Origin of the sequence: Geodermatophilus amargosae (assembly GCF_900116515.1) — a bacterium.
GTDB classification, from domain to species: Bacteria; Actinomycetota; Actinomycetes; order Mycobacteriales; family Geodermatophilaceae; genus Geodermatophilus; species Geodermatophilus amargosae.
Genome location: NZ_FPBA01000003.1, coordinates 37,635 through 50,448, shown reverse-complemented (window position 1 = coordinate 50,448; position 12,814 = coordinate 37,635). Strand labels below are relative to the sequence as shown.

Annotated in this window: 14 protein-coding genes; 6 read left to right on the top strand and 8 right to left on the bottom strand. The window is 74.6% G+C overall.

Annotation, left to right across the window (positions count from 1 at the left end; genetic code table 11):
• Positions 1-22: 22 nt before the first annotated feature.
• The 3 genes from BM414_RS05460 to BM414_RS31285 form a co-directional block, all read right to left on the bottom strand.
• Entirely contained in the window at positions 23-439 is a 417-nt protein-coding gene (locus tag BM414_RS05460) for a PaaI family thioesterase (RefSeq protein WP_139245718.1), read from the bottom strand.
• Entirely contained in the window at positions 436-1,008 is a 573-nt protein-coding gene (locus BM414_RS05455; RefSeq protein WP_093578439.1) for a dienelactone hydrolase family protein, read from the bottom strand. The genes BM414_RS05460 and BM414_RS05455 overlap by 4 nt, the downstream gene beginning before the upstream one ends.
• Before the next feature lie 70 nt (positions 1,009-1,078).
• Complete coding sequence (locus BM414_RS31285) at positions 1,079-1,420, bottom strand: WhiB family transcriptional regulator (protein WP_093578438.1); 342 nt, start codon at positions 1,418-1,420, stop codon at positions 1,079-1,081.
• A 346-nt stretch (positions 1,421-1,766) separates the two neighbouring features.
• Between BM414_RS31285 and BM414_RS05445 the strand changes: the two genes are divergently transcribed.
• The 6 genes from BM414_RS05445 to BM414_RS05420 all read left to right on the top strand — a co-directional run bounded on the left by BM414_RS05445 (position 1,767) and on the right by BM414_RS05420 (position 8,110).
• Positions 1,767-2,789, top strand: coding sequence for a BMP family protein (locus BM414_RS05445; protein WP_093578437.1), 1,023 nt, complete (start codon positions 1,767-1,769; stop codon positions 2,787-2,789).
• Positions 2,786-4,402, top strand: a complete 1,617-nt coding sequence (locus BM414_RS05440; RefSeq protein ID WP_217644557.1) for an ABC transporter ATP-binding protein — start codon at positions 2,786-2,788, stop codon at positions 4,400-4,402. Before BM414_RS05445 ends, BM414_RS05440 begins: the two co-directional genes overlap by 4 nt.
• Positions 4,399-5,484, top strand: coding sequence for an ABC transporter permease (locus tag BM414_RS05435; protein WP_093578436.1), 1,086 nt, complete (start codon positions 4,399-4,401; stop codon positions 5,482-5,484). The genes BM414_RS05440 and BM414_RS05435 overlap by 4 nt, the downstream gene beginning before the upstream one ends.
• On the top strand, positions 5,481-6,410 hold the full coding sequence (locus tag BM414_RS05430) for an ABC transporter permease (protein ID WP_093578435.1): 930 nt from the start codon (positions 5,481-5,483) through the stop codon (positions 6,408-6,410). Before BM414_RS05435 ends, BM414_RS05430 begins: the two co-directional genes overlap by 4 nt.
• Before the next feature lie 113 nt (positions 6,411-6,523).
• A complete protein-coding gene (locus BM414_RS05425; protein ID WP_093578434.1) occupies positions 6,524-6,865 on the top strand; it encodes a YciI family protein in 342 nt (113 codons plus the stop codon).
• Between the two features lie 3 nt (positions 6,866-6,868).
• Positions 6,869-8,110, top strand: a complete 1,242-nt coding sequence (locus tag BM414_RS05420; RefSeq protein WP_093578433.1) for an RNA polymerase sigma factor — start codon at positions 6,869-6,871, stop codon at positions 8,108-8,110.
• A 21-nt stretch (positions 8,111-8,131) separates the two neighbouring features.
• On the opposite strand, the gene BM414_RS05415 is transcribed toward BM414_RS05420, so the two are convergent.
• Genes BM414_RS05415 through BM414_RS05395 form a run of 5 tightly spaced genes read right to left on the bottom strand, consistent with a single transcriptional unit; the run spans position 8,132 to position 12,758 of the window.
• Positions 8,132-9,436, bottom strand: a complete 1,305-nt coding sequence (locus BM414_RS05415; RefSeq protein ID WP_245784511.1) for a D-arabinono-1,4-lactone oxidase — start codon at positions 9,434-9,436, stop codon at positions 8,132-8,134.
• A 5-nt stretch (positions 9,437-9,441) separates the two neighbouring features.
• On the bottom strand, positions 9,442-9,912 hold the full coding sequence (locus BM414_RS05410) for a heme-degrading domain-containing protein (RefSeq protein WP_093578432.1): 471 nt from the start codon (positions 9,910-9,912) through the stop codon (positions 9,442-9,444).
• The gene (locus tag BM414_RS05405) at positions 9,909-10,190 is read right to left on the bottom strand and encodes a YciI-like protein (RefSeq protein ID WP_093578727.1); all 282 of its coding nucleotides are present in this window, start codon (positions 10,188-10,190) and stop codon (positions 9,909-9,911) included. The genes BM414_RS05410 and BM414_RS05405 overlap by 4 nt, the downstream gene beginning before the upstream one ends.
• A gap of 40 nt (positions 10,191-10,230) precedes the next feature.
• Positions 10,231-11,814 (bottom strand): asparagine synthetase B family protein, encoded by a 1,584-nt coding sequence (locus tag BM414_RS05400; RefSeq protein ID WP_093578726.1) that lies wholly within the window; start codon positions 11,812-11,814, stop codon positions 10,231-10,233.
• Complete coding sequence (locus tag BM414_RS05395; protein WP_093578431.1) at positions 11,814-12,758, bottom strand: DUF5715 family protein; 945 nt, start codon at positions 12,756-12,758, stop codon at positions 11,814-11,816. The genes BM414_RS05400 and BM414_RS05395 overlap by 1 nt, the downstream gene beginning before the upstream one ends.
• Between the last annotated feature and the right edge of the window lie 56 nt (positions 12,759-12,814).

The following is a 12,814-nucleotide window of genomic DNA, read 5'->3' as shown; positions in this document are numbered from 1 at the left end:
GTCCCGTGGAGCGCTCCGGCGGTCAGCCGATCGGGACGATCGACTTCGTGACCTGCGCCGAGGCGACGAGGACGCCGTCCACCGTCGCCTCGGAGCGCAGGAACGCCACCGCCCGGCCGCGGCGCAGCACCGAGCCGGTGAGGTCGACCCGCGCGCCGGCGGGGACCGGCCGCAGCAGCGAGGCGGTGAGGTCGTGGGTGACCGCGTGCTCGCGCGTCCCCAGGGAGGGCAGCAGCGCGAGGAACGCCGCGACGTCGAGGAAGGTGTAGACGACGCCGCCGTGCAGCAGCGCGGCCTGGTTCTGCGCTGCCTCGTCGACGGGGAACCAGATGCCGGCCGGCGGGTGCGCGGGGTCGCGCAGCTGCATGCCCAGGTGCCGGTGCAGCGGGATGTCGAGGACGGCCTGCACCCGGGTGGCCGTGACGTCGGGGGAGGTCACGAGCCGGCGAGCAGGTCGAGGACGCGGCGGGTGAGCAGCGCGGCGGCGTCCGGCTCGTAGGAGGGGAGCGTGCGGTCGGCGACGTGGTGCTGGTCGCCGGGGTGGAGGAAGACCTCGGCGCTGTCGGTCCGCCCGGCCAGTGCGCGGGCGGCGGCGAGGTCGCCCTCGTCGACGAACAGCGGGTCGGCGTCCATGCCGTGCACCTGCACCGGGACGCCGTCCGGCCAGCAGCCGAACTCCTCGGCCGGGATGCACGAGGAGAGGAGCACCGCGCCGCGGGCGCCGGGACGGGTCTGGGCCAGCCGCTGCGCCGACAGCACGCCGAGCGACATGCCGGCGTGGACGAGCGCCTCCGGCAGGTCCGCGACGGCGCGGGCGCCGCGGTCCAGCACCTCGCCGGAGCCGATCTCCCGGGCGTGGCCCACGCCGGCCTCGACGGAGTCGAAGGTGCGGCCCTCGAACAGGTCCGGGCTGTGCACCGTGTGCCCGGCCGCGCGCAGGTCGTCGGCGAAGGCCGGGACGCCGGGTGTCAGCCCGAGCGCGTGGTGGAAGAGCACGACCTCGGCCATCGGCAGGCCTCCTCGCGGACGACGACGGTGCGGCGTCGCGACCGTAGCCGCCGGGGGAGGGACCGGCCGGTCAGGCGCTGAGCGGCATGCGGCGGGCCAGGCGCACCCGGCGACGCTCGCGCTCGGACAGGCCGCCCCAGATGCCGAAGCGCTCGTCGCTGGCGAGGGCGTACTCGAGGCACTCGGTGCGGACCTCGCAGCCGGAGCAGACGCGCTTGGCCTCGCGGGTCGAGCCGCCCTTCTCCGGGAAGAAGGCCTCGGGGTCGGTCTCGGCGCACAGGGCGTCCAGGCGCCAGGTGGCGTCGCCGCCGGTGAGGACGCTCCACGGCGAACCGGCGACGGCGTCGGGCTCGGCGACGGCGAGCGGCTGGGCGTTGGACTCGGTGATCAGGCTGAGGTGGGAGGACAGCACGGGAAGCTCCTCGGGAGGTGGGTGGTGGCGCTCCCGTCCGTGACGGACGGGTACGCCCTGACTGCTGTACGTGACGTTACTCAGGACGGAACCGGGAGCGCACCGGCAGGAAGTGGCCGAAACGATGCCGTCCTGTTGTCGCTTCGTGCCCACTGCTCCCGCGTGCCGTGTCGTCACCGGCCGCGGCAGGTGACCGGCTGTCGCACCCGTGGCGAGCGGGAGGGTCGTCGAGGGGCGCGGAGCCGCAACTCGGTCACGGCTCGGCGCGGGGTGTTGTGCGGTTCACGTCTTAGCGCTGAGATACACGCACTCCTCCCAGCCGGCGCGACGACGGGATGTACCGCCCATGCGATCTGCCCGATCCACCGGAAGTGCCCTGGCCGCATCGGCCCTGCTCGTCCTCACCGCCTGTGGTGGCGGCGGAGGTGACGGCGGTGGTGGCGGCGGCGCAGGCGGGGACGGTGAGGCGCCGCGGATCGCCGCCGTCTTCTCCGGGACCACCACCGACGCCGACTACACCTTCCTCGGTCTGCAGGCCCTGCAGGCCGCCGAGGAGGACCACGGCGCGGACACGACGTACTCCGAGAGCGTCCAGGTGCCCGACGCCGAGCGGGTGCTGCGCGAGTACGTCGCCGACGGCTACACCGTCATCTGGACCCACGGCAGCCAGTTCTACGACGCGACGGTCGCCGTCGCCGAGGAGGCTCCGGAGGTCGTCTTCATCGCCGAGCAGGACACCGAGCCCGCCGACGTCCCCGACAACGTCTGGGTCCTCGACCGCAACTTCCACCTGGCCTTCTACCCGCTGGGTGTCCTGGCCGCCGGGGCCAGCCAGAGCGGGCGGATCGCCTACCTCGGCGGCGTGACGCTGCCCTTCTCCTACTCGGAGGTGCACGCGGTCGAGCAGGCCCTGGAGGACACCGGGTCCACCGCGACCCTGACCCCGGTGTGGACCGGGGACTTCAACGACCCGACCCGGGCCCAGCAGTTCACCAGCCAGCTGCTCGCCGACGGCAACGACGTCATCCTGACCTCGCTCAACCTCGGCGCGGTCGGGGCCTTCGAGGGCGTCACCGACGCCCCCGCGGGTGTCCTCATGACGGCGAAGTACACCGACAAGTCCAACCTCGCGCCCGACCGGTACCTGACGTCGGTCCTGTACGACTTCACCCCGATGATCGACGAGATCCTCAGCTCGGTGGAGGACGGCGAGACCGGCGGCTACCTCGGCATGGACTACGAGCGGGGGATCTCGCTCCAGCCGCCCGCCAACGTCGACCAGGCCGTGGTGGACCAGGTCGACCAGGCCGTCGAGCGGCTGCGGTCCGGCGAGATCGAGGTCGAGCGCGACGTGACCCCGGTCGAGTGAGCGGCGCCACCGCGGTCGGGCCGGCCGGGGGTGCGGCCCCCGGCCGGGACCGGCCGCTCACGATGAGCGGGATCAGCAAGTCCTTCGGGCCCGTCCGGGCCCTCACCGACGCCGACCTGGAGCTGGCCACCGGCGAGGTGCACGGGCTGGTGGGCGGCAACGGCGCCGGCAAGACGACGCTGATGAACGTCCTCTACGGCCTGTACCGAGCCGACTCCGGCGAGATCCGCGTCGACGGCCGGGAGGTGCACATCCGGTCACCGCGCGACGCCATCGCGCTCGGCATCGGGATGGTGCACCAGCACCTGCTGCAGGTGTCGAGCTACACCGTCCTCGAGAACGTGGTGCTGGGGACCAGCGCCGGCTCCGGCGGGCTGCGCGGCGCGGCGCGGCGGATCACCGAGCTCTCCGACCGCTTCGGCCTCGCGGTCGACCCGCGGGCGCGCACCGACCGGCTCTCGGTGGGCGCGCGGCAGCGGGTGGAGATCCTCAAGGTGCTCTACCGCGGGGCCAGGGTCCTGGTCCTGGACGAGCCGACGACCAACCTCACGCCGCAGGAGGTCGACGGGCTCTTCGCCTCGCTGCGCGGCATCGTCGCCGAGGGCACCAGCGTCGTCTTCATCTCGCACAAGGCGCGCGAGGTGCTGGCCATCTGCGACCGGATCTCGGTCATGCGCGACGGCCGGCGGATCGCCACGGTGCTCAGGTCGGCCACCGACGCCACCGGCCTGGCCTCGCTCATGGTCGGCGAGCTGGTCGGGGAGCAGACCTCCGAGGTCGCGGCGGCCCTGGGCGTCGGCGCGGTCGGGGAGGTGCCGGCCGCGCCGCCCGCCGAGCAGCGGCGCCCCGACGCCGGGCGGGTCCGGCTGGCCGTCTCCGGCGTCACGGCCGACAACGACCACGGCGTCCCGGCGCTGCGCGGGCTGGGGTTGGAGGTCCGTGCCGGCGAGGTGGTCGGGGTCGCCGGGGTGGCCGGCAACGGGCAGGTCGAGCTGGCGGAGGTGCTGGCCGGGGTGCGTCCCGTCCGCGCCGGCAGCGTGGCCGTGGACGGCACCGACCTGGCGGGGGCGCCCACCCGCCGATGGCTGTCCACGGGGGTCGCCTACGTGCCCGAGGACCGGCACCGGGACGGGATCCTCGGGGCGGGCACGGTGGCCGACAACCTGCTCCTGGGTGCCCAGCGCCGGGCCGACAACCGCCGCGCCGGGCTGATCGACTGGCGACGCGTCCGGGAGCACGCCCGGGACACCATCGAGCGGTACTCCATCAAGACGCCGGGTCCCGACGCCATGGCCGGGAACCTCTCCGGGGGCAACATCCAGCGCCTGGTGCTCGCCCGCGCCTTCGACCGGGAGCCCGCGGTCCTCGTGCTGCAGAACCCGACCCGCGGTCTGGACCTGCGCTCGACCCGCTTCGTCTACGACCGGGTCCACGAGGCCCGCGACCGGGGCTGCGCGGTCGTCCTCATCTCCGAGGACCTCGACGAGCTGAGCCTGCTCGCCGACCGGATGGTCGTCCTGTACTCCGGGGAGGTCGTCGGTGAGCGCGCCCGCGGGGACTACGACGTCTACGAGCTCGGCCGCCTCATGGCCGGGGTCCGGGAGGACGCATGAGCGCGCCCGTGCTGACCGACACCGACGCCCCGGCCCCGGCGACGGAGCGGCCCGCCGTCCGCCTGCTGCGCGGCCTGCTGCCCTACGTGCTGGCGCTCGTACTCGCGTTCGCGGTCTCGGGCGTCGTCATCGCGGCGCTCGGCTACGACGTCGTCGAGGCGTACCGGACGATCGTCACCACGTCGTTCCGGACCGGCTTCGGCTTCACCGAGACGCTGACGAAGTGGGTCCCGCTGACGCTGCTGGCGCTGGGGTTCACGATCCCGCTCGCGGTGGGGCGGTTCAACATCGGTGGTGAGGGCCAGCTGCTCGTGGGCGCGACGGCCGCGGCCGGTGTCGGGATCGTGTACGCCGACCTGCCCACCGCCGTCCTGCTGCCCCTGGTGGTCCTCGCCGGCGTGCTCTCCGGTGCGGTGTGGGCCGGGATCGCGGCCTTCCTCATGGGACGGTTCCGGGTCAACGAGATCCTCAGCACCGTCCTGCTCAACTTCGTGTCCTTCCAGGTGCTCGACTACGCCGCGACGGAGGTGTGGTCGGACCCCGCGGCCGGGGTGGCCGCCACGCAACGGGTGGGCGAGGGCGCCGAGCTGCCCGTGCTGGGCGGCCCGCCGGGGGTGCACGCCGGCATCCTGCTCGCGCTCCTCGTGGCGGCGGTGACGACCGTGGTCACGCGACGCACGGCCGCGGGCTTCGAGCTGCGTGCCGCGGGCGCCAACCCGCGCGCCGCGGCCATCAACGGCATCCGGGTGGAGAAGGTCGCCGTCGTGGCGCTCGTCGTCGGCGGTGCGCTCGGGGGGCTGGCCGGCGCGCTCGAGGTGGGCGGCGTGCACGGTCGCGCCATCGAGGGCATGCAGTCGAACTTCCTGCTGCTCGGCATCATCATCGGGCTCATCGCCCGGGGCAGCGCGCTGTGGGTGCCCGTGGTCGCCTTCGGCATCGCGATCCTCGAGGTCGGCGCCAGCTCCATGCAGCGCACCGTCGGCGTCCCCGCCGAGATGGTGCTGATCATCGAGGCCCTGATCCTGATCTTCCTGCTGCTCTCCGACGTGATCGCGGGGCGGCTGGCGCGGAGGGTGACATGACCGAGTTCGCGGCCCTGGCCCAGCTCACCGTGGTGGCCATGGTCCCCTACCTGCTCGCCTCGCTCGGCACGATGCTCGGCGGCCTGACCGGCGTCTTCAGCGTGTCGCAGGAGGGCGTCATGCTCCTCGGGGCGGCCATCGGCTTCCTCGTCAGCTACGGCACCGGCAGCACCACGATCGGCATCCTGCTGGCCGCCGGCACCGGCGCGGTCTTCGGTGCCGCCCTCGGGTGGGCGACGACCGTGCTCCGGCTCGACCAGTTCGTGGTCGGGCTGGCGCTGTTCTTCGCCGCCACCGGGCTGGCGGGGCTGCTGTACCGGATCGTCATCGGCCAGGGGGCCACGACGCCACGGGTCGACACCCTCCCGCGGCTGGAGATCCCGCTGCTGAGCGACATCCCGGTCCTCGGCACCGCGCTGTTCTCGCACAACGTGCTGGTCTACCTGGCGGCCCTGCTCGCGGTGGGCGCGTGGTTCTTCCTGTACCGCACCCGGGCGGGGCTGGACCTGCGCTCGGTGGGGGAGAACCCCAAGGCGGCCGACAGCCTGGGCATCCCCGTGGTGCGCAACCGGCTGTGGACCGCCACCGTCGGAGGAGCGCTCATGGCCGTGGCGGGGGCGTACCTGCCGCTGGTCTACACCGGGACCTACACCGACAGCATCGTCGGCGGCCGCGGCTGGCTGGCGATCGCCCTGACCTTCTTCGGTGGGTGGCGCCCGCAGTTCATCGTCCTCGGCGCCCTGTTCTTCGCCGCCATGGACGTCGTCGCGCTGCGCGCCGAGGTGGCCGGCATCGACATCCCCAGCCAGGTGCTGCTCGTGGTGCCGTACGTGGCGACGCTGCTGGTCATGGTGTTCGCGTTCCGGTGGGCCAAGGTGCCCGAGTTCCTCGGTCGCAACTACGACCGGGAGTCCCGGACGGCCTAGCCGCACGCCTGGCCGCGGAGGTCTTCCGCGCCGGCTGTCGATCTGGTGCGGTGCTGCGTGTCGTAGGGGTGGAGGGTCCGAACGGCGGGCCCCCGGCAACCCGGGAGGGCACCATGACGAAGTACCTGGTCCTGATCTACGAGGACGAGGCGCAGTACGCCACCGCGACCCCCGAGGTCTACGGCGAGATCATGGCCGACCACGACCGCTTCTCCGCGGGCGTGGAACAGCACGGGGCCAAGCTGCTGGGCGGGGAGGCGCTCGAGCCGACGACGACCGCGACCTCGGTGCGCGGCGGCGAGGTCACCGACGGGCCGTTCGTGGAGACCAAGGAGGCCCTCGGCGGGTACTACGTCATCGACGCCCCCGACCTCGACACCGCGCTCGCCGTCGCGCGGACGGTGCCGGCGCGCTTCGGCGGGGTCGAGGTCCGCCCGGTGATGACCTTCGACTGACCGGTGCCCCCGACGACCGCCGACGTCGCCGCCGCGGTCGCCGACGCGCACCGTCGCGAGTGGGCCTTCGTGCTCGCCGCGACGGTGCGCGTCACCCGCGACCTCGACGTCGCCGAGGAGTGCGTGCAGGAGGCGTTCGCCGCGGCGCTGACCGACTGGGGCACCGCCGGCGTCCCCGCACGCCCCGGCGCCTGGCTGACCACTGCCGCCCGGCGGCGGGCGCTCAACGTCCTGCGCCACCGGGGAGTCGAGCGCCGGTACCTGCCGCTGCTCGTCGAGGACGACGTGGCGCCGTCGATGGTCGACGACGCGCACGGCTACCCCGACGACCGGCTGCGCCTGGTGGTCACCTGCTGCCACCCGGCGCTGGACCTGCCCGCCCAGGTGGCGCTCACGCTGCGCCTGGTGTGCGGCCTGACCACCGCCGAGGTGGCCCGCGCCTTCCTCGTCCCGACCGCCACGATGGCCGCGCGGATCACCCGCGCCAAGAAGAAGATCACCGTCGCCCGGATCCCGTACCGGGTGCCGCCGGCCGCGGAGCTGCCCGGGCGCGTCGAGGCAGTCCTGGCGGTCGTGCACCTGCTGTTCACCACCGGGCACACCGCCCCGGCGGGGGAGGAGCTGGTCCGCCGCGACCTGGTGGAGCGCTCGGTGGAGCTCGCCCGGATGCTGCGCCGGCTGCTGCCGCGCGACCCGGCGGTGGCCGGGCTGCTGGCGCTGCTGCTGCTCACCGACGCCCGCCGGGAGACCCGCACCACCGACGACGGCCGGCTGCTGCTGCTCGAGGAGCAGGACCGCGCGCGGTGGGACCGGGCGGCGATCGCCGAGGGCGTGGCCCTGGTCCGCGAGGCACTGCGGGCCCGGCCGCCGTCGCGGTACGCGCTGCAGGCCGCGATCGCCGCGGTGCACGCCGAGTCCCCGTCGTGGGACGACACCGACTGGGCCGAGATCGTCGCGCTCTACGGCGTCCTCGCGCGGCTGTGGCCCTCCCCGGTCGTGGCGCTCAACCGCGCGGTCGCCGTCGGCTTCGCCCGCGGTCCCGACGCCGGGCTGGCCGCCCTCGACGAGCTCGCCGCCGAGCCACAGCTGGCCGGCTACGGCTACCTGCCGGCGGCCCGCGCCGACCTGCTGCGGCGGCTGGGGCGGGTCGGCGAGGCGCGCGAGGCCTACACCGAGGCGCTGCTGCTCACCGGGAACGCCGCCGAGCGCGAGTTCCTCGCGGCCCGGCTGCGTGCCCTGGGCTGAGCGTCCTGGGCTGAGCGGCGGTCAGTCGAAGGCGGCGACGGTCCGGTCGAGGTAGTCGTTGCGGAACGCGCCGCGCGGGTCGAACCGGCGCACCAGGGCCCGGAAGTCCGTCATCCGCGGGTAGAGCCCGGCGAGCCCGGCGGCGTCGGTGGCGAACAGCTTGCCCCAGTGCGGCCGGGCGCCGAAGGGCCGCAGCGCGGCCTCGATCTCCGGGAGCACCGCGGTCACGGCGGCCTGGTCGGGGAGCCAGGTGAAGTGCAGGGCCATGACGTCGCCGCCGGAGGCCGGGCTCAGCCACAGGTCGTCGGCGGCGACGGTGCGGATCTCGCTGACCTGCAGCAGCGGCGCCACCCGGTCGGCGAGACCGCGCAGCGCCTCGCAGGCCGCGCGCCCGTGCCGGCGGGGCACGAACCACTCGCTCTGCAGCTCCTCGCCCTTGCTCGGCGTGAAGTCGGCGCGGAAGTGCGGCAGCCGCTCGTGCCACTCGCCGGGGACGCCGAGCTGCTCGGTGAGGTTCTCGACCGGGGTGTCGGGGAGCATGTGCGTCGGCTCGGTGGCCGCGCGGGCGCCGAAGAAGTCCTCCGGCACCGCGGGGTCCTCCGGCCGCGACTTGACCCACACCGACGTGACCGTGCGCCAGTCGGTGAAGACGCTGACGCTGTAGGCGGCGTCGGCCACGGCGTCGAGGTCGGCGAACAGCCGGTCCCACGTCATGCCGACGTAGACGGTGTTGCGGACGTCGAAGGTCGGCTGGAACCGCAGGGCCACCCGGGTGACGACGCCGAGGGCGCCGAGGTGGACGACCGCGCCGGGCAGGTCGGCGTCGTCGGCACCGAGGACGACGGCCTCGCCGTCGGAGCGCACGAGCTCCAGGCCGGCCACCGAGGTGCTCAGCGAGCCGTTGCGGTTGCCCGAGCCGTGCGTGCCGGTGGCCGTGGCGCCGACGACGGTGATGTGCGGCAGCGACGCGAGGTTGTGCAGCGCCCGGCCGGTGGCCGCGAGCTCACCGACGAGCTCGCCGTACCGCATCCCGGCCGGCACCCACAGGACGCCGGTGCCGTCGTCGGCGGCCTCCGCGAGCTCGACCCCGGTGTCGAGGTCGTCGAGGAGCACGTGGTCGGCGGTCGTGTCGGCGATGTCGTTGAAGCAGTGCCGCGAGCCGAGGGCCTTGACCCGCTCGCTGCGCGCGACGACGTCCTGCACCTCGGCCACGGTCCTCGGCCGGTGCACCCGCGCCGCGCGGTAGGTCAGGTTGCCTGCCCACGTGCGCAGCGGGGCGGTCTGGTGCGTGGTCGTGGGGACTCCTCGGCTCGGGACGGGAGCCACGCTACTCAGCCGCCGAGGTGGGCGCGCAGGGCGGCGACGACCATCCGGTGGTCCTCCAGCTGCGGCAGCCCGGACACGACGACGACGCCGACGGGGCCGACGTCGCGCACCAGCACGGGGAAGGCGCCGCCGTGTGCCGCGTACCGCCGCGGGTCGAGCCCCGAGGACTCCTCGAACGTCGTCCCGCGCTCGACCCACGTCTGCCGGACGTACAGCGAGCTGTGCCCGAAGCGGTGCACCACGCGGGCCTTGCGCGCGATCCACGACGCGTTGTCGGGGGTGGCGCCGGTCAACGCGGCGGAGAACAGCCGGTGCCCGTTGCGGCGGATCTCGACGGCCACCGGTGCGTCGGCCCGGCGGGCGGTGGCCACGAGCGCGGAGCCGAGGTCCCATGCGTCGTCGTTGGTGAAGGAGGGGAACCGCAGCTCGTCCTCCTCGGCGGCGAGCTCGGCGACGGTCGGGAAGCCGGCGCTCACGACCCCTGCCCCCCGACGACGACGTTCCACGGCCGCACCGTCCACGACGTGACCAGGCCGTTCACCACGTACGGGTCGGACTCCGCGAAGCGCTCCACCACCTCGCGCTCCGCGGTCCACACCAGCAGCGCGCGGTCGAACGGGTCGGGGAGCGCGCCGGCGAGCAGCAGCTCACCCCGCTCGTGCGCCGCCCCGGCGAGCGCCAGGTGCTCCTCGCGCAGCGCGGCCCGCCGCTCCAGGTAGTCGTCGGCCAGCGAGTACTCGAGCACCATGTACATGGCGTCACGGTGCCACGTGCGCGGCACCGCGCGGGACCGGTCAGCCGCCGGCCCGGTCGGCGGGACGGCGCACGAGGGCGGCGAGGTTCCAGCGCAGCGCCCCGGCGAGGTCACGGGCGTGCTCGGCGACGGTCAGGTCCCGCGGGGTGCTGGCCGCGGCGGCGTCGAGGTCGTAGTCGTGGTCCTTGAGCACCTCGGAGAAGTCGCGCTGCAGCGGTGCGGCGCACCGGTACCCGTAGCCGTCGTAGATCCGCGGGAACAGCGGCCGGAACAGCCGGATCCGCTCGTGCAGGCCGCTGGAGTGCGACATCGGGTTCTTGTGCCGCGCGGCGACGTAGCCGGGCAGCAGGTCGGCGAACGCGTGGCGCACGATCCACTTCTCGTAGCCGTCGCGGTGCTTGAGCTCCTGCGGGATCCGCATGGCCAGGTCGAGCATCTCGACGTCGAGGAAGGGCACCCGCGCCTCGACCCCGTGGCCCATGGAGGTGCGGTCGACCCGCTGCAGCTCGGTGCGGCTCAGGTGGCCGATCTTGTGCAGGAACAGCCGGCGCGCGTCCTGCCCGGGGACCCGGCGGTACATCGCGTAGCCGCCGAAGAGCTCGTCGGACCCGTCGCCGGTGAGCACCACCTTCACGCCGGCCCGGTGCACGGCGGCGAACAGCCGTTGCGAGACGACCGCGTTGATGATGTCGCCGTACTCGGTGAGCTCGGAGACGCGGATCGCCTCCCGCACGTCGCGCAGCCCCAGCTCGCGGGGCCGGACGGGGACGACGACGTGCTCCACACCCAGGTCGGCGGTCAGTCGCCGCGCGTAGGCCAGGTCCTCGCTGCCCTCGGCCCCGACGGTGAAGGCCACGCAGTCGGGGTGCAGCCGCTGCACGAGCAGGAGGGTCAGCGAGCTGTCGAGCCCGCCGGAGAGCACGACGCCGACGCGCAGGTCGGTGTCCACCCGGATGCGCACCGCGTCGGTGAGCGTCGTCCGCAGCGCCTCCGCCGCCTGCTCGACGTCGGTGAGCTCCGGCTGGTCCTCGCCCAGCCGGTAGAGGTCGAGGTAGGGGTGCAGGAGCGGCTGGGTACCGGGGCCGGCCCAGCCGCAGTGGCCCGGGGGGACCTCGTGGACGGCGACGCCGAGCGGGACCAGGGCCTTCACCTCCGAGGCGACGTGCAGCCGGCCGTCGGCGACCGCCCAGTACAGCGGCTTCACCCCCACCGGGTCGCGCGCCAGGAACACCCGGCGGGTGTCCCGCTCGACCAGGGCGAAGGCGAACTCGCCGCGCATCGCCAGCAGCGCCTCCTCGCCCCAGGCGAGGACGGTCTCGAGGACCACCTCGGTGTCGCTCTCCGACCGCGTGGTCCGTCCCTCGGCGTGCAGCCGGGCGCGCAGCTCGCCGTGGTTGAAGACCTCCCCGTTGAAGCACAGCGCCCACCGCCCGTCCCCGGACGTCCACGGCTGCACGGCGTGCTCGCGGTCGACGATGCGCAGCCGGGCGGTCCCGAGCAGGGCGTCGTCCGCGCGGAGGACCTCGTCGACCTCGCCGCGGGGTGAGATCGAGTCGAGCATGCCGTCGAACAGCGCCTGCTGCGTGCCGGCGCCCGCCCCGAGCACCACGGCGATCCCGCACATCAGGCGGGTCCCCACGTCCCGGGGGCGGCCGGTGCCGCCGCCGCGTACCTGCCGGCGTGCGCCGGCGACAGGCAGACGTGCCAGGCCTGGCCCTCGTCGATCACGTTGAGCACCCCGTCGTCGCGGTAGGCGGTCAGGACGTCCTCCAGTGCCGGGGCCACGCCGTGCCGGCGCAGCCAGGCCATCTCGATGTCGGCGGCGTGCCCGGTGCAGTGCGCGCTCGGGAGCAGCGCCGAGTACCCCAGCTGCTGCAGCCGCTGCTGGACGGCGGTGCTGCGCACGATGCAGTTCACCCACATCGTGCCGCGCCAGGGCCGGGCGGCCGCCGCGAACCGGCCGGCGACCTCGTTGAGCAGCCCGACCATCGCCGGCCGGGCGAGTGGGTAGCTCAGGCCCGAGGACCGGGGCTCGCGGTCGGGCGACCACCGGCGTACGGCGTAGTTGCGGGCGCGGCCGGGCAGGGCGGTGGTGCCGAGCCGGTAGCGGAAGGCGAGCCGGTGCTGCCGCCGCAGCGGTGCCAGTGCCGTCAGCTGGGGGGACCGCCGGACCGCCTCGTCGTCGGCGAACGGGGGCACCGACCCCCACCAGGCGACGTCGATCTGCTGCAGCAGCGCGATCCGGAGCAGGGTCGCCGGGTTCGTGGCGTTCGACCGCGGGTTGGGCCGGAAGCCCGAGAGCTGGCGGGTGATCCGCTCGAGCGCGACGTCGGCACCACCCGGGACGCGGTCGAGGACCGCGCGCAGCTCCGGGGTCGCGGCGGCGCGGGCGAGGACGGGTCCGGCGGCCCGGCCCGGGTCGGCCGTCCCGTCGCGGAGGTGCCGCACGACCTCGTCGACCGCCCCGCGGTAGCCGGCCAGGTCCGGAGGCGGAGGGCCGGCCGTCGCCGTCCCCCGCTGTTCCCCCCGGACCGGCCCGCCGCGTTCCTGCTCGCGTGGCTCCTCCACCGGGGGGACTCTACGAAGAGACTCCGGCCGCGAACAGGCCCTCGTCCGGCACCGGT